This is a genomic window from Alicycliphilus sp. T452 (assembly GCF_054512775.1).
In genome coordinates, this window is the sequence record NZ_JBTNEH010000042.1 from 1 (window position 1) to 18,137 (window position 18,137).

The 18,137-nt window shown below is 56.5% G+C and carries 17 protein-coding genes, 1 tRNA gene and 2 pseudogenes; 11 read left to right on the forward strand and 9 right to left on the reverse strand.

Annotated elements, in window-relative coordinates; translation table 11 throughout:
- The 3 genes and pseudogenes from ACX12L_RS22070 to ACX12L_RS22080 form a co-directional block, all read right to left on the reverse strand.
- A pseudogene (locus ACX12L_RS22070) lies at window positions 1–1,185 on the reverse strand (hypothetical protein); the annotation flags it as partial.
- 246 nt (window positions 1,186–1,431) lie between these two features.
- Window positions 1,432–2,859: an AAA family ATPase gene (locus ACX12L_RS22075; RefSeq protein ID WP_081471069.1), complete on the reverse strand. Its 1,428-nt coding sequence runs from the start codon at window positions 2,857–2,859 to the stop codon at window positions 1,432–1,434.
- A gap of 128 nt (window positions 2,860–2,987) precedes the next feature.
- Window positions 2,988–3,248, reverse strand: a complete 261-nt coding sequence (locus tag ACX12L_RS22080) for a hypothetical protein (RefSeq protein WP_013721581.1) — start codon at window positions 3,246–3,248, stop codon at window positions 2,988–2,990.
- Between the two features lie 534 nt (window positions 3,249–3,782).
- Here ACX12L_RS22080 and ACX12L_RS22085 point away from each other — a divergent pair.
- Entirely contained in the window at window positions 3,783–4,634 is an 852-nt protein-coding gene (locus tag ACX12L_RS22085) for an FRG domain-containing protein (protein WP_013721582.1), read from the forward strand.
- Window positions 4,635–4,685: 51 nt separating this feature from the next.
- On the opposite strand, the gene ACX12L_RS22090 is transcribed toward ACX12L_RS22085, so the two are convergent.
- Complete coding sequence (locus tag ACX12L_RS22090) at window positions 4,686–4,901, reverse strand: hypothetical protein (RefSeq protein ID WP_013721583.1); 216 nt, start codon at window positions 4,899–4,901, stop codon at window positions 4,686–4,688.
- An 84-nt stretch (window positions 4,902–4,985) separates the two neighbouring features.
- On the opposite strand from ACX12L_RS22090, the gene ACX12L_RS22095 reads away from it, so the two are divergent.
- The 3 genes from ACX12L_RS22095 (at window position 4,986) to ACX12L_RS22105 (ending at window position 6,280) form a co-directional block, all read left to right on the forward strand.
- A complete protein-coding gene (locus ACX12L_RS22095) occupies window positions 4,986–5,129 on the forward strand; it encodes a hypothetical protein (RefSeq protein WP_459264471.1) in 144 nt (47 codons plus the stop codon).
- 57 nt (window positions 5,130–5,186) lie between these two features.
- The gene (locus ACX12L_RS22100) at window positions 5,187–6,128 is read left to right on the forward strand and encodes a bestrophin family protein (RefSeq protein WP_013721573.1); all 942 of its coding nucleotides are present in this window, start codon (window positions 5,187–5,189) and stop codon (window positions 6,126–6,128) included.
- A 62-nt stretch (window positions 6,129–6,190) separates the two neighbouring features.
- Window positions 6,191–6,280, forward strand: a tRNA-Ser gene (locus ACX12L_RS22105).
- Window positions 6,281–6,425: 145 nt separating this feature from the next.
- Here the strand turns inward: ACX12L_RS22105 and ACX12L_RS22110 are convergent.
- The 4 genes from ACX12L_RS22110 to ACX12L_RS22125 all read right to left on the reverse strand — a co-directional run bounded on the left by ACX12L_RS22110 (window position 6,426) and on the right by ACX12L_RS22125 (window position 10,165).
- Entirely contained in the window at window positions 6,426–7,715 is a 1,290-nt protein-coding gene (locus ACX12L_RS22110; RefSeq protein ID WP_459264461.1) for a hypothetical protein, read from the reverse strand.
- Window positions 7,716–7,893: 178 nt separating this feature from the next.
- Entirely contained in the window at window positions 7,894–8,505 is a 612-nt protein-coding gene (locus tag ACX12L_RS22115) for a hypothetical protein (protein WP_459264462.1), read from the reverse strand.
- Window positions 8,506–8,508: 3 nt separating this feature from the next.
- Window positions 8,509–8,835: a hypothetical protein gene (locus ACX12L_RS22120; RefSeq protein WP_008903593.1), complete on the reverse strand. Its 327-nt coding sequence runs from the start codon at window positions 8,833–8,835 to the stop codon at window positions 8,509–8,511.
- Window positions 8,836–9,355: 520 nt separating this feature from the next.
- Window positions 9,356–10,165 carry a hypothetical protein gene (locus tag ACX12L_RS22125; protein WP_459264463.1) on the reverse strand — a complete coding sequence of 270 codons (810 nt, stop codon included), beginning with the start codon at window positions 10,163–10,165 and terminating at the stop codon, window positions 9,356–9,358.
- A gap of 475 nt (window positions 10,166–10,640) precedes the next feature.
- On the opposite strand from ACX12L_RS22125, the gene ACX12L_RS22130 reads away from it, so the two are divergent.
- From ACX12L_RS22130 to ACX12L_RS22150, 5 genes and pseudogenes are all read left to right on the forward strand, one after another.
- Window positions 10,641–10,946: a helix-turn-helix transcriptional regulator gene (locus ACX12L_RS22130; protein ID WP_459264464.1), complete on the forward strand. Its 306-nt coding sequence runs from the start codon at window positions 10,641–10,643 to the stop codon at window positions 10,944–10,946.
- A 293-nt stretch (window positions 10,947–11,239) separates the two neighbouring features.
- Window positions 11,240–12,625, forward strand: a complete 1,386-nt coding sequence (locus ACX12L_RS22135; protein WP_459264465.1) for a hypothetical protein — start codon at window positions 11,240–11,242, stop codon at window positions 12,623–12,625.
- Between the two features lie 93 nt (window positions 12,626–12,718).
- Window positions 12,719–12,934 (forward strand): annotated as a pseudogene (locus ACX12L_RS22140) (IS256 family transposase); the annotation flags it as partial.
- Between the two features lie 40 nt (window positions 12,935–12,974).
- Window positions 12,975–13,691, forward strand: a complete 717-nt coding sequence (locus ACX12L_RS22145; RefSeq protein ID WP_459264466.1) for an IS6 family transposase — start codon at window positions 12,975–12,977, stop codon at window positions 13,689–13,691.
- A 12-nt stretch (window positions 13,692–13,703) separates the two neighbouring features.
- Window positions 13,704–14,582 (forward strand): Bug family tripartite tricarboxylate transporter substrate binding protein, encoded by an 879-nt coding sequence (locus tag ACX12L_RS22150; protein WP_459264467.1) that lies wholly within the window; start codon window positions 13,704–13,706, stop codon window positions 14,580–14,582.
- Between the two features lie 35 nt (window positions 14,583–14,617).
- Here the strand turns inward: ACX12L_RS22150 and ACX12L_RS22155 are convergent, their stop codons facing one another.
- Window positions 14,618–15,427 (reverse strand): IclR family transcriptional regulator, encoded by an 810-nt coding sequence (locus tag ACX12L_RS22155; protein ID WP_459264468.1) that lies wholly within the window; start codon window positions 15,425–15,427, stop codon window positions 14,618–14,620.
- 169 nt (window positions 15,428–15,596) lie between these two features.
- Between ACX12L_RS22155 and ACX12L_RS22160 the strand changes: the two genes are divergently transcribed.
- Both ACX12L_RS22160 and ACX12L_RS22165 read left to right on the forward strand, forming a co-directional pair.
- A complete protein-coding gene (locus ACX12L_RS22160) occupies window positions 15,597–17,168 on the forward strand; it encodes a class I adenylate-forming enzyme family protein (protein ID WP_459264469.1) in 1,572 nt (523 codons plus the stop codon).
- 43 nt (window positions 17,169–17,211) lie between these two features.
- Window positions 17,212–18,000 carry an SDR family oxidoreductase gene (locus tag ACX12L_RS22165; RefSeq protein WP_459264470.1) on the forward strand — a complete coding sequence of 263 codons (789 nt, stop codon included), beginning with the start codon at window positions 17,212–17,214 and terminating at the stop codon, window positions 17,998–18,000.
- The last annotated feature ends 137 nt before the right edge of the window (window positions 18,001–18,137 follow it).

Sequence of the window (18,137 nt, forward strand, 5' to 3'; positions counted from 1 at the left end):
GTTTGTCGCCTCCGCATACGGCGGGTTGATAAGCACCAGAATCTTTTTCCCCGCAGCAATCGCATCGCGCAGCCCCTGGGGCACCTTGTTGCTCAGGCTGTAGTCGATCTGGCCGTCGTCGGTGATGTCGTCGTTCAGATAGTCGTACTGGAAGCGCTGCGCGGCCACACAGGTCTTGGTGGCCTTCATCACATCCACGTCGGCCTGGTCTAGCGTGCTCATGTAGATGTTGCGGGGGTTGCTGTGCTTGACCTCCAGGTTACCCACGCCGCAGCACATATCCCAGACGATGTACTCGCGCTGCCAGTTCTTGCCTAACGTTTCGGCCAGTTTGTCATAGGCCTTGTCCACCACATGCAGCGGTGTGTAGTACGCGCCTTTGAAGCTGCGTTCATCCAGTGGGATGAGGCTGTCGCGGCGCTCCAGCAGGTAGTCGCGGTATTCGCTCTTGGGCGGGCGGTGGTAGATGGCCCAGAAACGCCGGTAGCCTTCCTTGCTGCCCAACTCGTACATCTTGCCGCCCAGGCTGAAAACTGGCGCGCCGTTTTTGTGCAGTAATTCAGCGGGCAGGTTGACGTGGGTAGAGACGGTGCCGTCATGCATGATGTCCGCGAAGAACAGCAGCGCATAGTCTTCCTCGGCCACTCCGGTGATTTCGCGGCCAATCATGTCCACCCACTTGTCAAACACCTGCTTCAGGTTGTCCGGCGTAATCTGGGTGCGGATGATGTCGCCGCTTTTGATGGCGGCCTTCACCGTGCTGATGAATTCTTCTTCGTGCGTTGAAATCTTGAACGACACGAAGTGGGTACCGATGTGGGCTGATATTTCGTCCAGCGCCTCCTGGGTGTACTGGCTGGCCGACTTGCCCCATTTCACCGTTTTCTTGGCGAGGAAGGGCAGCACGTCTGTGCTCTTCATCAGCGCCGCTTTCTCGGTATCGATCACAGCCAGCAGAGGCGGCACCTTCTCGCCCTGGTTCAGCGCCACCTGCACGTAATGCAGCAGTTGGGTGAACATGGCATAGCTGGAGTGTTTTCCGGTGTCCTTGGCCTCGAACCAGATCTCATTGGTCTGGATGTCGATCAGGCCTTTTGTGTAGCCTTTGAGGCCCAGTGCCTTGATGTAGGCGTCTTTGACGTCTTCTTCGCTGCGGGCTTGTTGGAGTTGTGTGTAGAGGCTCATGGTTGGTCGGCACGGCAGAATTTGCCGATCAATTTTTCGTGAAGTTAATGGGGCTGGCTTGACATAGGGTGAATCAACCAGATTGCCGTAGCCAGTAACCAGTCGTATTGTTGACGATCAACACCGGGGATGTGAGGCAGTAATGGACTGATTGGCGACAGTCATGACCGCCTCATCATTCTGGAGATGTCGTGCCACTGCGACCCCCCTCCAGGCCCCTTAGGAGGAGGGGGCGAGGGCGGCATGTTACGAGCCGATGGAGAGCATGCCGCTATCGTTTTTCAGCAATCGACCGGCTTCGATCAGCGCATCAATCGCTTCCCGCGCCCGGGTCGAGCGATTCTTGGTAGGAATCGCAGCGAATGCTGCCTTGACGACATCCAGCGCTTCGTCATGGCTGATCTTTTCCAGCGGTTCACCGTTGAGGCCGTTTTGCATATGCAGCTTCAATGAAACGAGGGCTTCCTTCTGCTGAGGCGTCAGAGCAGTTGCATTCGCGGCCTTCTCTACCTCCGGCGATCCCTCCACTTCGGTGAGTGCTGGGCCGACCACGGGCAGGCCGTAGTCATCCTCGCCCAAGGCAATGTTCTCGATGGTGAAGTAGTACTTCTTTCCACCAGGCCCCTGGCGAGTCTTGACCAGTTCGACCATCCGCATGCCTGACTCCGTCTCATCCACCATCAGGCAGGTATCGAGGGCCGCATAGAGGCTGGAGTGGCCCCGTGGCCCGCGCTCCTTGGCCTTGCCGGTGTGGTGGGTGAGCACGACAGCTGCCCCTGTCAGATTGATGAGCAGGTTGGCATGCGCGATCACCATCCCCATGTCGGTGGAGAGATTCTCGTCACTGCCGGGTGTGGCGCGGTTCAACGTGTCGATGAAGATCACATCCACGCCACCAGCTTGATTGACGTGGTTTGCGAGGTCTTCGACGGAATCCCTGTCATTCAAGCGCCACGGCCGCGTCAGGAACATGGCGTCTGGTGCGGGAAATGACCACCCGGGATGGTGCTGTTCAATCGCCTCCAGCCGGGGCTTGAGGTCGCCTTCCAGATTGACGTACAGCATGCGAGCGCGCTTCGGAATTGAGTGTCCGAATACCTCTTGCCCGTTGAGCAAAGCCGCGCCGAGGTGCAGCTGGAACACTGATTTACCACTGCCAGATGGCCCCGCGATCATGACGAGTTGTCCCTTGCTGATCAGTCCATGGATGAGTGGGATCGAGGATGGCTCGGCCTGCACATCGGCGCGGGTGAGCAAACCAAATTCCCGTGCCTGTTTGGGCAGTTGCACCGCATCGCGGGGATCGCTGTCTACCTCGTCATTGCTCGGTTCAGACTCGGGCAGGTTGGGCTCAGGTTGAGGCACCTCGTCTTGGACCGTTGCAGGCGTTTGGGCCTCGACTGCGACAGGACACGGTTCACCTACCTCCGTGCTCGACGTATCGCAAGATGCCTCTGCGTCCCTTGCATCCTCAGAGATATCTTCGTTGTTTCGCCCCAGGATTTCGGCCACCAGAGCTTTTGCCGATGGGCGCGAGCGACTGCTGATCGGTCGGTTAGATGCGGCAAGTTCAGCGGCCTCCTGTTCCTTCTGCCGTGCAGTGATTGCAATTGCGGCGGCTTGGATGCGGTCAGTTTCGGTGTTGTCCGCGAGATTGACGTTAGAGTTCGTCATCGGTGTTTCCTAGTACATTTCTGGAGAGGCGTTCGCAGGGTGCTGGGATGCAGGCATTCGGTTACCTTGCCTCCCAGGCATCTGCGACATGCGGGTATGGATGGGGCTCGGGCCCATCGAGAGACAGGTCAGGCTTTCTTGCCTGGGCGTTTCCGAGCATGGGCTTGCGCACGGGCTTGATTGCGCTTTTGCGCCGCCCGCTTGCTTGCCCCGGCTTGATCGACGGGCGGGGTAGTGATGCGACGTTCCATCCGCCACAGCCGGTCGCCCACTGTGTCCACGCGATCCATGAGGTCGCGCTGCACGGCGATCTGCTGCGTCAGCAGTTGGTTTTGCTGCATGACACAGGCGGTCAGCAGAGAGAGGGTGAATTGATCTTCGTAGATCATGATTTGCTCCTTGTGGTGCCAGGAGACAAAGGGCCCCTGACTACCTATAAGTGCGAAATCAAAATTGATAGCAGCCCTCTCAACCCCCCAAAACTGCCAAAAATCGTGCCCAAATTTTCAGTGCGTTGAAAAATATGTATTTGAATCAATGACTTATGATGCTATATACATAATTTTCATATTGAATCACATTCAAATAAATTGATATCAATTTGGTAGCCAATCGGGAGGATTGAGGTTCACTCAATCGAAATTTGGCATTAGTGATGTGAGTGTGCATTCGCATCTGTTGAGGGTTCATTGCCTCGTTTTTGTGCTTCAAGGTTGGTGCACTTGTCTCGCAGACGGGACAGACTCAGCCAGGGAGAGCGACTGTGGGTAGCGCGATGGGGAGAGGTGCGGGACTGACCGCTATGCGACGCCGGAGAACCGGCTGCGGAGGTGGTGGGGGCCTTTGATGCTCCGATGGGCAGGCCCCTTGTGGCAACATCATCAGGAGACGGCGGATGTAGCCGTTCCTATCTTCAGGTAATCATGAACCTCACAGAGATCACCCGCGCAGAGATCGCATCCCCGTCAGACCTGATGACCTGGGCCGAGCATTTAGAGCGCCTGAATATTGAGCAAGGGCCAATGCTCTTCAGAGGGCAAGCCGAGACTTATGCAAACCTTCAGCCAACATTGGCCCGTGCTACCCAGGGTGGCGCCTATGACGTTGCCGCGTTGTTGGAGCGGCGACTGATTACGAATTTCAGGACGCACTATCGTGACCTCAAGACATTGCCTGCTGATATGCCATCGGCTGATGATGTTGGGGCGCGATCGGATGTAGACGTGCTGAGTCTTATGCAGCACTACGAGGTACCGAGTCGGTTACTTGATTGGTCCGCGAGTGTGTGGGTGGCCGCATATTTCGCGTGTGCGTCCAGCGCCAGCAAGGATGCAGAGCTTTGGTTTGTGGATAGCTCACTACTTGACTTGACGCCAGATGAACTGCCAGCGTCGGCAGTGCGGGAGCGCATTGCCGCCTCGATTGGCGGACGCCCTGCTGAGTACCACCCGAGATGGGGGATGCCGTTACTAGCGGTAGTCGAGCCCGCGTCCAATGCGCGCCTCGCAGCTCAGCATGGGCGATTGACGGCAAGCGACAATGCAACTGTTGACCACGCCCAGCTCCTTTGGAGGCTCGCTACCTTACGTCACGGAAATGAGCGTACAGGTCAGTCGTTTGGTCGTCACATCATCCGGGCCAGCCGCAAGCGAGACATCTTGAGATTTCTGTCCGAGGAAAAGGGCGTGAGTGCGAAATCTCTGTTTCCGGACATCGTCGGCCTCGGGCGGTTCCTACGATGGGAGTTTGAGGCGCTACGGACTGAGCTGTATTAGGGCGCTCTCCTGCATTTTTTTTCTCACCTCAGAGCCCATAGCCCTTGCCCTTTAGGGCATGTCGTTATGCTTCGGCCACTGCCCACGCTCTTTCAAGGTGTAGACGGGGTAGCGGGTGGATTTCCACCGCTCCAGCTCGATCCCACAGACTTCGCAGTCAGCTGAGTCGTCATCTTTGACCGGAACCTGGTGGTGCTTCACGACATAGATCGAGCCACACTGCGGACACTGTTTCTCCGCGCCCTCACTGATTGCCCAGGTCGCCATGATCCATGCTCGGTAGTTGCGTTAGGCATAGCTTAGCCGCTTATCCGAGAGTAGTGACAACCCATCAGCTTACCCATTGCACCGTTGCTCAACGGCTCGGGCTCGGGCCTGGCCGTGGGCCGCACGCTGGTGGCGGTGCTGGAGAACTACCAGAACGAGGACGGCAGCGTGACCATTCCCGAGGTGCTGCGCCCCTACATGGGCGGGCTGGAGCGGCTCGCGGCCTAAAGCCTGGTCGCCATGCGGCGCATCTAATCGATTTCGGAAATTACCCTTGTCGGCGCCATGATCGTTCGTGAGCGACCCTCCGGGCTGCGCTTGCTCCTGGTGCTGCGGGGCTCGGTGCTGCAGCGCATCCAGCGTTCCCTGCTGCTCAACATCGCGCTCGCGACCCTGGTCACGGCCGTGCATGGCAACCTGTTCAGCCTGAAGATCACGCTCACGCCCATTCCGTTCACGCTGATAGGCCTGCCTTTGGCGATTTTTCTGGGCTTTCGCAACACCACAGCGTACGACCGCTACTGGGAGGGGCGCAAGCTCTGGGGCGAACTGGTGCATCGCACCCGTTCGCTGTCACGCCAGTGCCTGGGGTGGATCGAGGGCGGCGGACCCATTGCCTCGGCGCGGCGGGACACTGATGTGCGGGTGCGCATCATCCATCGGGCGATCGCCTTCGCGCATGTACTTCGCATGCGGCTGCGCGATCAGCGCGACGAGGCGCTACTGCAGCAATGGCTGACCCCCACCGATTTCGATGCGGTGCGCGAGGCATCGGACCCGGCGAGCATGATTCTTCTGGACATAGGGCGCGACCTGGGGGAATGTGTGCGCACCGACCGGATCCAGCCCTGCCTGGCCGCCTCGATCGATGGCACGCTCTCGTCGCTGGCCGCCGTGGCGGCCTCGTGCGAGCGCATCAAGAACACGCCCATCCCCTTTTCCTACACCTTGCTGCTGCACCGCACGGCCTACATGTACTGCTTCTTGCTGCCGTTCGGCCTGGTGGATACCACGGGCTTCATGACTCCGTTCGTCGTGGGCATCGTCGCATACACCTTCTTCGGTCTGGATGCCCTGGGCGACGAGATTGAAGAGCCCTTTGGCCTGGAGAACAATGACCTTCCCCTGGACATGTTGTGCCGGTCGATAGAAATCAGCCTGCTCGAATCCCTGGGAGAGAAGGATTTGCCGGCACCTATCGAGGTCGACAACTTCCGGCTGACCTGAGCCGGCTTGGAGAGCGCCGGGTGCCCAGAATTTACTGCTAGAATCACAGGCTTAGGCACACAGGAGAGGTGGCAGAGTGGTCGAATGTACCTGACTCGAAATCAGGCGTAGTGGCAACACTACCGTGGGTTCGAATCCCACCCTCTCCGCCAGATACAGCTCTAAGTCATTGATTTTCAAAGACTTTTAGCCAAATCATCAAACCGTTATACGGCTGGTTATACGGTTACTTTCAGCCAGCTTCGGCTCAGAAAGTGGCACCCCCACCAGCCTGAAGAAGTTCTAGCGCCCCCGGCCCTAGAACTTTTTTTCATTGGTGGCTTCCCTTTTGACATCCACCCCCACCAGCCCGGTATCGAGCGCCAGCGCAGCCCCCTGCGGCTTTCCCGCCAGCGCCACCATGCCGCACATCAGCAGCCAGTGCTCGGTCGCCTTGAGCGCCGTCTCCAGTGCCCAGCGCTTCACGTCGGACACAGGCATATCCCGAGGCACCCACACCGTTTCATCCCAGTGCCATGTCGCCAACCATGTGGCTTGGTGACCGCCATTTGCACTGGCATACCGCAACTGCGGCGCCCGGTGCCCAGCCGCCTCAAACCGCTCGGCAATAGCCGCTTGGTGCATCGCCGACAGCCGCCCCTCGCCCTGAATCTCCAGCCACAGCCCCAAGCCTTGCGCCCAGCTCTTTTGGCGCAGTCGCAACGCTGTGACCACAGGGGTGTTGGCTTGTAGTTCCCTCGCCTGAGGTTCCAGCACCACGCCCGCCTCGGCATAGCGCAATACCGACGTTGGTGACAACTCAACACGCCATTCGTCGCTACTCTCGGCGGCGCTTGTTTCTTGGGCTACATGCACCTGCAAGGCCTCAGCCACACACTGCCACCACAGCACCCGCAGGCCCGGCGCATCATCAACCCCCATCGCTGCCCGCTCCCAATGCGCTACCTGTCGGGCCAGCACCCTTTGCGGCACCCCCATCGCCTCTGCCGCATCTCTGAAAGCCAGCATGGCAGGCCCCTCGCTGACCGAATGCCCCAGCGCCCTGCGGGCAAACCGTAGCACCCAGGCATGGTCGGTGCGCCCCGACTTGGCCTGCCACAACAGAACCACCGCCACAGCGCCCAACGTATCGAGCGATTCCCGCAAGGCTTCTTCAAACCCTGCCGTGCCCATCCACGCATGCCATTGCACCAGCTCGGTGATGTCATACGCTGCCATGAACCACACCAGCAAGCGCAGCGCCCGTACATGCTCCTGGGCCTCTACACCCCACAGCAAGCGCGCCACTTCGGCATCGTCTTCGTCGCTTTGCGGGTACTGCTCCAGCAAGCCCTGAAGATCCCGCCAGGACGCCAAGCCCAGGCGGTGGCGGGCGTGTTTGCAGAAATACCGCACTGCAGCCATGCGCTGGGGCTGCGCAGGCGGGGTGTGTAGCGCCGTGTCAACCACCTCCAGCACCAGCTGCGCCGCACCATCAACGCCTTCGTGTGGGGATACCAAACCAGGCAGGGGCAACAGGGGCGGCAACTCCAACAGCGCAGCGAGCAACCGCTCCAGCGGCGGTGGCATCAAGGAATCGTCGGTCATCACAAAGCACCTCCAAACAAAACAACTCAAAAACGAACTCCCGCCAGCCATGTGCTCATGCGGCCATGCGGCAGCGGCACTGGGAGGTCTGCCCAGCGCTACTGAAAGCGGAAGTTCAGGAAGAAGAAAAGGAAAAAAAGAAAACGAGCGAAGCTGAACGACACAACTGCCGAACGGCCTACTCGCCCTCTTGCGCCTGCGCCAAAGGCGACAGCACCAACACCGCGTCGATGTTCACGCGTTCACTGAGCGTGGCCACCACACGCCGTGGCTGCTTGCTCGTCCAGCCGGTCAGCATGGCATTCCAGGGCACCAGCGGTATCGGGGCCATGGCCGGGTCCAGCACCAGCAAGTCGGCGGGTTCCTCTGCCTCAAAGCGCATGCCCACAGCCAGCACCCAATGCATGTAGCGCTCCGTAGAAAAGCACACCAAGCACAGCTTTCCATCGGCCAGCGCATCCAAAGTGCGTTCCGCCACGCGCGATCGCAATTCCTTGCAGTGCACCTGCTCGGCATAAGGGGCCAGTTGCTGTTGCAGCTCTTGAACCTCGCAGCCATCGAAGTAGTACCGCTGCGCCACTTTGCGCAGCGCTTGCAGGCGCACATCGCGGGTATCCCAAATCAGCGCGTTGCGCCGTACTTGGCCCAGCACCATCAAAGCCATCAAAACGCAGTGGTAGCCGCAAGTGGCATCCACTTCCCCCTGGCGCACATGCAGCCGCTGGTTGCCCAACATGGGGCCATGCATGCCAGCACTGATTCGGGGGTGGCAATGGTAGGAATGCAGCATTGCTCAGTATTCCTCCGGCAGCAGCAAGGTGGTCGAGCGCCGGTCGGCCTCGGTGATGATCCACAGCCGGTGATTCGGGGGGATGTCATAGGCCGACAGCAAACGGCTGCCGTAAGTGAGCGCCGCAGCGTTCGCCTCCTTGTCCTCTTGGCACAAGTCACCCCAATCCCCCGCGACGTGGCGCAGCACAAACGGCAGGGGTGCCAGCTGCAGTGCTTCGAGCATGTCGAGTGCACCGGGGGTGATCAGCACAGTGCCCAAGCTGAACAAGGGAGTGCGTTGTTGTTCGTAACGCGCGCATGCGGCGGCCTGACCAGGCGAAGAGGTCATAGGAAAGCTCCTGAAAGAAAGGGAGAAGGGAAAGGGGAAAAAGAACGAAGCGCAGCTATGCGCTCGGCACCACCGACACCACGCCCTGGCGCGATCCGCCACCACACAACCCATCACCGCCGCGATGACACGGCCACGGCGGTGCCACGCGTGCTGTCATGGCGACAGCCGCGCGCACGCTACCGTGGGGTTACGGCGCGAGGGAAATCAAGCAGGGGGATGGGAGAAACGACCTGGGACTACAGGCGGGGGGGGGGAAGCTGATATTGATTTTCAGCAAGCGGCTAAAAAAGCCAATTACCAAAACCAACATAAGTTTATATCGAATTATAACACAACGTCGGCATTGTTGATTTTCAGCAATATCGACACACTGGAATTACAATGCGTTCATGTGTTTTGAATGAAATCAAATTTCAAGCCAACAAAATAAATCGCTCAATGCAAAATGCAGGTGACTCACATATTGATAGATTTGAATTTTGGCAAACCACCCAGCCCTCCATTGCAGAGCATTAAATTATTTTGCCTTCGTCTCCACGAATTCTGAAACTGCTCTCACGAACATACTTTCTTTCGTCTGCAATCCAATATTTTTCACAATATCCCGGTAAAGCTCATTTCTGTTTCCTCTGTACTTGTGACGGGAATTTCTTTCCGCAGCCTTTACAAGGCCTGCAATTTTCCCTGAAGCAACGGCCTTGTCTATAGATGTCTTAATATCCTCCAAATTTTTCCTGCCAACTATCTTTTCAATACTCCTCTTGTTTTTATTTTTTATGAGTGGCCTGGAAATTAATGGCTCAGCCAATTCAATTTGGGCTTCAATTTCTTCTTTTGATGGAATACCGCTCAGCAAGAAAATATCAATAGGAATTGACTTTTGATAGGTTGCTTTATTTTCAAAAGAGCATAAGACCTCGAAATATCTAGCCCCTTTATTTTCTCTCCATGAAGCGTAATGTTCAATAAAGCTGTCTTTTTTCAGAACGCCTTGCAGAACGAGAAAAAGCCAGATTCTGTACCAAAATATTTTATGGAGACTTGTCAGCTGTTTGATTGAAGGAGCTTCATTGGCCAATATTTCCTCGACCCTTCTTCTTACTTCAAACTCTTCTTTTGATTGGATGGCCCTGAGGTTAGATGTCACCCCCTGCAGCTCCAATACCTCATTCAAACTATTGGGCTCTTGTTTTATTTGGGGACCAACCTCGGAGTCAATAGAACCAAAAATTGGTTTTTCATACTTTGAGACTAACTTTATGAAAAACTCACACGACCAATAGTTTTTCACATTTGATGATGCTTCCAATATTTTCATTTTTGTCATGATTGGTTGTTTTGTTTATTTATTAGAAAATGAGTTTTCATCCATCTTTTGACTAGTCGCCTCAGGCCTGGCTCCATTCAGAGAAACGACTCCCAAGTCAAGTGACCCTCTTTCCACAACTCGCTATTTCTGGCGGTGCAGTGGTACCACTTTCCTCCCACCGTTTGTACTACAGCACGGTACGAACAACCCTCTCACCTCCTGGCGAGCTTTCGCTCATCCACTTCCATTTTCCACTTTCCTCTCCGAAGTTTAAGAGCGCATCTCCACCTCTTCCACTTTCCTCTCGATTGAAAGTGCTGCATTGCGCACCGTCAGTTGAGAGACAACTCAGCGCATACCGCATGGGCCGCAAAGCTAGCACTGGCGCGGCTTAGCGAGGAGCTGAACAACATTCGGAAAAAAAACTGTGAACCCTGATGGCTGGATGCAGTGCATGTCGCACTGGTCCATAGCACATACCTGGAGTTCATCCATGAATGAGAAGCTGCAAGCCGTCACGGCCAACCAAGCGAAGGTGCCACGCAAGCGCAATGCGTCGGCCCCCACCCTTCCTGATCTCCTGCGCAATTTCAACGACCTTCCCGATCAGGCCTTCGTACGCCTCACTGTGGTGCTGATGCTGCTGGGGGTATCCCGCTCGACCGTTTGGCGTTTGTGCAAATCCGGCGCGTTGCCTGCTCCAAAAAAGCTGGGTAGCCGTATTGCCATTTGGCAAGTTAAGGATCTGCGCGAAGTATTGAATTCGGGTTCACTTTGGACGCATTCTGCTTCGGCATAAATTGCGGATTTATCAAACGCTCGGGAAACCAAGAAAACCCGATTTGATGCTGCCGTAGAGCTGTTTTTCAGTGGTTTTGAGGGTTTTGGCGGTGATGTCGTCAAAAGCGAATGTGCTGGTTACTAGTAATTGATTGACTATGACTAGCTCACCACCACCAACCACACATCGACTACTAAAGCAGATCAACTAGCGGACCAACCATTTAACCAACCTGTAGCGTGCTTGCGTGATATGCAATAGCGCCCATAAGGGCATCGTTGCAAGCACCAAAATCACAATTGAAAGCTCTTATGTCTGATTCTCAAACGTCCATCTTCCATATGCCAGCACCCCGAAAAAAGCATGGGGCTATCAATTTTCCTGCAAAGTATGGAATCATCTTTCACAATAAAGAGGTCTGTCACCTCAATACTATGAGTGATCACATTAATGGCCTAACAAAGGCTAATAATAAGATCATTGCGAAGTTGAATGGTGATTATCAAATCTGCGCCTACCATCTATCAATAAATCATCCTGCAACCTTGATCGGCAACAACGTATTGATGAGCAATTCTGTCTACCAGGCTGCGCTCACCCATAAATACCTGCTGCAGATCCATCTTGCGGAATCGGGGGGCGTCGACCCGGCGTATGTGAAGACCATTAGCTTGAAGCATTGCGAGTTTCAGGAAATCACACTGACTTACTGCTTGGAGTTTGGATCGGACAAGCAGGCGGTGGGCTTTAAATCCAAACTCAAGCGCTACGCAGGGATTGTGCTGAAGTCGCCCCGCAACACGAATCAGAAAATTTCTAACAAGGTGGGGGTTTCTGCATCTGGGGATACTCAGTCTTGGTATATCAATAAGGTCGAGGGGCGCTCGGTATTGTTCTACGTGAAGGATAGGAACCAGAAAAACAAGTTTTCTAGCTTTGATGCGCCGGAGGTGGCGAGTGATATTTACGCCATCGGCAAGCGCGTGCTGCGGGTGGAAATCAAGCTCAGCACCAAATACCTTATGGAGAACGGGCTGAGCAAGCCAAGCGCTTGGCGCGGGGCCAAGGGCAAGGCGGTGTATCAGCAGCAGTTCGATTGGCTTCGTACGTTGCTGAAGGTGGATGCGGACTACCGGGTCAACAAGCCACAGCAGCGCCATATTGAACAGCTGTCGGTATGTGACAAGCTGGTACTCGACTGGCACCTCAAGGGCAAGCCCATGAATCGGTTCCCGGAGTTCAAGTCAGGCGAGTGGAAGAAGTCGCCGATCAAGCAACGTATCCAGGAGCACCTGCGCATCGACATTGATATTCCCTGGAAGACCCAGTGCCGTATCGCGATCCCTGGGCTGAGCGAGTTGTTGTCGCTGGATCGGTTGGTGATGCCACCGGAGGAGTTGTTGGAGCACAGCCATATGCCCGAGACGGTCAAGAGCAAGAACCGTGTGCTGCGCGAGCGTGTTGATGCGGCACTTGCTGCGGCGCAGATCAAGTGGGATGCGAAGGCGCGTGGCAAGGGCAAGGCCACGAGTAAAGGCAAGAGCAAAGCCAATAGCAGTGCTGCTGGCAATGGCACAACGGCCTCGATCCCGGTCTCCACGCTATGGGCAGTTTTGGAGGGGTTCCGCAAGGCGGGGGTCCTGGTGCACTTTCCCTCGGACGGGACGACCAGCGATGTGTCGAACTTAATGGGATAGGCTGTAGATGCCCCTTGGTTCGCCAAGGGGCAGCCACAGCGAGCCTGTCAGAAATTTTGTGTGTGAGGCATAGCATGTCAACAAGGAGCATGAATGCCACGCAAGACGAAGACGACCGCAGCGACGGACAAGGCGGCGCAGCCGCAATTCTCAGCCGAGCTGCTTGAGCAACTCATCCCAGGGCCGGTAACGCCAGCCGAACTCGAAGGCATCTTCCAGCAGTTCAAGAAGTCGGTTCTTGAGCGCGCCCTGGGCGCCGAGATGAGTCACCACCTGGGCTACGCGCCCGGTCAGGCCAAGCCCGAAGGGGCGGTTGTGTCGCGGTAAGCCACCCAAAGACAATCAAGGCATGACCCCACTGCATCTCCAACTGGCAAACTCGACCCTGCGCCGCGTGATCAAACGGTTGCACTTTCCGCTGGAGGTCATGCTGGTGTGCGTTCGCTGGTACGCGGCCTATCCGCTGAGCTTGCGAAATCTGGAAGAAATGATGGCCGAACGTGGCGTCACCGTCGACCATGCCACTGTTCATCGCTGGGCGCTGAAGATCCTGCCTGTCCTCGCTTCTGTGTTCCGCACCCGCAAAGTCCCGGTGGGCGGTTCCTGGCGAGTGGACGAAACCTACATCTTGGTGGGTGGGCAGTGGAAGTATCTGTATCGGGCCGTTGACCGGATGGGCCAGACGGTGGACTTCCTTCTGACAGCACGACGCGACGAGGCTGCAGCACGTCGGTTTTTCGAGAAGGCCATCAACCTGCACGATGTCCCTGAGAAGATCACCATCGATAAGAGCGGAGCGAACACGGCCGCTGTGAGGGGGTTGATGGCGGACAGCGGGCTGGCCATTGAACTGCGCCAGTCAAAGTACCTGAACAACATTGTTGAGCAGGACCACCGTGCCATTAAGCGACGGGTCAGGCCCATGATGGGGTTCAAGTCATTTTGGGCTGCCCGCCGAATCCTGGCCGGGGTCGAGACGATGCACATGATCCGCAAGGGGCAGATGAACTGCCCCAAAGGGGCAACCACGCCGGCCGCACAACAGTTCTACAGCTTGGCCATTTGAAGTGAGAGGTCGTTGGCCAAGTCAGCGCGCCCCCCAGCTGCTATTGCGACAGAACCCACCATTACGAGACGCATCGGAAATCTGCTCGCATCTCGGCTGGGGCAACCCATCGTGATCGAGAACAAGGCAGGTGGTAACACTATGATCGCCAGCGAATACGTCGCCAAGGCGACGGCTGACGGCTACACGCTTTACTCAACCAACACGGCCATCATGCAGGTGCCGATGCTTTATCAGGCCCAATACGACGAAGCCCGCGACTTTGCCCCCATCTCGCTCTATGCCTCGGTACCGCTGGTGCTAACGGTCCCGGCCAGCAGTTCTGCCAAGTCTGTAAAACAACTGGTGGATGCATTACGCTCCAAACCTAATAAAACCAGCTACGGCAGCGCTGGTTCGGGCGGAGCTCAAAACATCTATTCGGAAGTATTCAAACGGACCACCGGAGTAGATTCGACACACGTACCCTACCGCGGAGAAGCGCCCCTGCTAAACGATTTCCTAGGTGGTCGCATTGACTGGTACATTGCCACGCCCTTGAACATCCTGCCACATGTTCGCGCCGGCAAGGCACGCCTACTGGCCGTGACTGGATCTGACCGTGTGCCCCTCATGGCCGATGTACCGACCTTCAACGAACAGGGCATCTCCGGTCTCGAGGTAATCGGCTGGTACGGCATGTTTGCACCGGCAGGCACCCCACCCGAGATCGTCGAACGACTGGGCAAGGAGATCGCCGAAATCGTGAAAATGCCGGAAATCTCCAACTATATGAAAGAGAATGGTCTTATACCCAAAGGGTTGAATAGCGCTGAGTTCGTCAAGCAGCTGCCCTATTTTAGAAATGCCTATCGCACCATGATCACCGAGAACCACATTAAGGTGGATTGATGCATTGCACGCACGGTGGAAGACCGTGCGTCATTTTAGGCAGCAAGGCGGATCACCAAATCCTGCAGCCGAGGTCGGACGATGTCAAGAAAGAACTCTGGCGTCAGCTGTGATGCAGGACCTCCGCAATTAATGGCCAACATTGCCCCCCCCCCCGCAGGCTGGAACGCCATTGCAATTCCATTGACATCCTTCTGCCAATCACCAAAAGAAGTCGAACAGCCATAACGCTCATAGTCCTGCAACCCCCGTTTAAAGTCATCACACAGATCGACATAGACAGCCTCATCCAGCTCCCTGGCTCGATTAAGAATGTCGCTACGCTCCGCTTCGCTAGTTTTGACCATATATGCCCTGCCAATTGCCGAATGAAGCACCGGAATGCGCGAACCAACCTGCAAGGTCAGGCCCAGAACGGACGAACTCCGGCAGACCTCCACATAGATCAAAGAAAGACGATCACGTACAGCAAGCGAGACGGCCAAGTGGGTAGAGTCTGCCAATTCTTGCATCAATGGCCGAGCCAGTTGCCGGATGTCCAACCGTGTCAGCATGGCACTGCCCAAGGACAGCGTGCCGATACCCAAAGCAAACCGACCACCATGTTCATCGAGCTGCGTCAGATACCCGAGTTTGGTCAATGTATAGGTAATTCTGGTGATGGTCGATTTTGGCAAATTGCATCGTTTCGCAATTTCCTGATTGCTCAGGGAACGATCTTTCGCCCGGAAACATGCCAACACCTCCAACCCTCTTGCCAGCGCCGTAATGAAATAACGATCCCCATTACCATCGGAAGAATCCGCAGCGTCTTCGCCTTCCGGAGATGGATGAATTGATGTCATAGAAATTCTCTAATTTGTTTTATGCTGAAAGCATGCACTCTAATACACACCCAAACGACCTTCAATACACCAAGACCTGCACCAATCCTCAGGCAGAAACAGGCTCCGCCCAACCACCCATTGCCACACATTTGATTGAAGGGCATCAGGTTCAATCAAGGAGATAAACGTGACAAATTCAACTGAATTCAGAACCATTTCAGAACTCATTCGGGAGCAGGCCGCAAAAAGGCCGGACCACGTCGCGCTGATCGACTCAGCGCAGACGCTCAGCTATGGCCAATTGGATCAGATGATGAGCCGCGTGGCCTCCTCGTTGCAGCGCGATGGGGTGAAGGCCGGTCAGGCAATCGCCATCTGCGGTGCTTCCTGTGTGGAGTATGCGGCCATCTTTCTCGGGGCATTGAGGGCCGGCGTGACGGTGTCACCGCTGGCACCTTCATCCAAGGCTCAGAGTCTGGTCGACATGCTGACGGACGCTGGTGCACGGATGCTGTTTCTGGACCAGGCCGTCGCCACCGAGCTTGAACCCCTGGCCAGCGCCATGAAGGGCATCCGGTGCGTCCGGATGGACGACGCCTCAGCGTTCTCGTCCTGGCTGGCCCCGTCCGGACAGGCTCCTGCGCCCGTCAAGGTCGATGCTGACCAGCCTTTCAACATCATCTATTCCTCCGGAACCACCGGCACACCCAAGGGCATCGTCCAGTCGCACGGCATGCGCTGGAGCCACATCTGGCGGGGGACACTCAACGGCTATGGTCCCGACTCGGTCACGTTGCTGTCAACACCGCTCTATTCGAACACCACTCTGGCGAGCTTCTTTCCCTCGTTAGGGCTGGGCGGCACCGTGATCCTCATGCCCAAGTTCGATGCGGCCGAATACCTTCAGCGAGCGCAGGCATACCGGGTCACCCACACCATGCTAGTCCCGGTACAGTACCGACGTCTTCTGGCGCACCCCGAATTCAACCGATACGACCTCTCGTCCTTCCGCAGAAAGTTTTGCACCAGCGCACCCTTCAGCGCTGAGCTCAAGCGGGAGGTACTTGCCCGGTGGCCTGGAGGTTTAGTGGAACTCTACGGAATGACGGAAGGTGGTGGAACCTGCATGCTCGCGGCGCACGACTTCCCCAACAAGCTGCACACCGTCGGCCGCCCTGTGCCAGGCAACGAGGTTCTTGTCATTGGCGAGGACGGCCATGAGCTTCCACAAGGTGAGACAGGAGAAATCGTCGGCCGGTCCGGCGCCATGATGATTGGCTACCACAACCAGCCCCAAAAAACAGCCGAAGCGGAATGGTACGACGCCAAGGGGCGGCGCTACATCCGCACTGGCGACGTGGGCCGGTTTGACGAGGATGGCTTTCTTGTACTGCTCGATCGCAAGAAGGACATGATCATTTCCGGCGGATTCAACATCTATCCCAGCGACCTAGAGATGCAGTTGCGCCAGCATCCCGATGTGGCAGACGTGGCTGTAGTGGGCGTACCCTCGGATGAATGGGGGGAATCACCAGCCGCATTTGTGGTGCTGCGGCCGTCGACCAAAATCCAGCCGGAAGAACTCCGCACCTGGTGCAACGAGCGGGTGGGGAAAACGCAGCGGCTGTCGAAAGTAGTTATGGTGAGTGAGTTGCCCCGAAGCCCCATTGGAAAGGTACTCAAACGAAGCCTGCGAGATCACGTCGTTGCGATGGAAACTGACCCCGATCAGGGAACTCACGCACCGACATCTGCGTGACACCCCTTGCCCTTCACTGGTTTCTAAACAACGGAATTTGAACATGTCAATATTTGATTTAACTGGCAAAGTGGCCATCGTCACAGGCTCGTCGCGGGGCATCGGCCGCGCAATTGCTGAACAACTGGCCTTATACGGAGCAAAGATTGCTATCTCGTCACGCAAGCAGGAAGCCTGCAACCACGTCGCCGGACTGCTAAACGAGCGACATGGCCAGGGAACGGCCATCGCCTGCCCGGCCAACATCTCTTCCAAGTCCGATCTGCAGAACCTAGTGTCGCAAACGACGCAAGCATTCGGCCGCATCGACATCCTTGTGTGCAATGCGGCCTCCAACCCTTACTACGGGCCAATGTCGGGCATCCCTGACGAGCAGTTCCGTAAGGTTCTCGATAATAATATCATTTCCAATCATTGGTTGATCCAAATGGTAGTCCCACAAATGCAACAGCGCCGGGACGGCTCCGTCATCATTGTTTCGTCCGTGGGCGGCCTGCGCGGCTCACCTGTCCTGGGCGCTTACAACATCTCCAAGGCAGCCGACATGCAGCTCACACGCAACCTGGCGGTAGAACTCGGCCCCGACAACATACGGGTCAACTGCATTGCTCCGGGACTGATCCAGACCGACTTCGCCCGTGCGTTGTGGGAAGACCCCGTCACACTCAAACGTGTCACGGCCCAGGCCCCGCTACGACGCATCGGTCAACCAGAAGAGATCGCCGGAGCCGCCATTTTTCTCGCCTCGCGCGCCGGCTCGTTCATGACAGGCCAAAACGTAGTGGTCGATGGCGGCGCTACGATTTCCGTTCCCAGTTCTGTGGAGGCCTGACGAGGCTCAGGGGTTTTGTCGCAATAGCGGCGCCAAGACGGCAAATGGTCGTCGATGTCGATCGGCTTCAATGAGCCAAGCTGTAAAACTGGTCGGCGGCGGACATGGTGTGGCCACACGGGCAGCGCTGCTGCCCT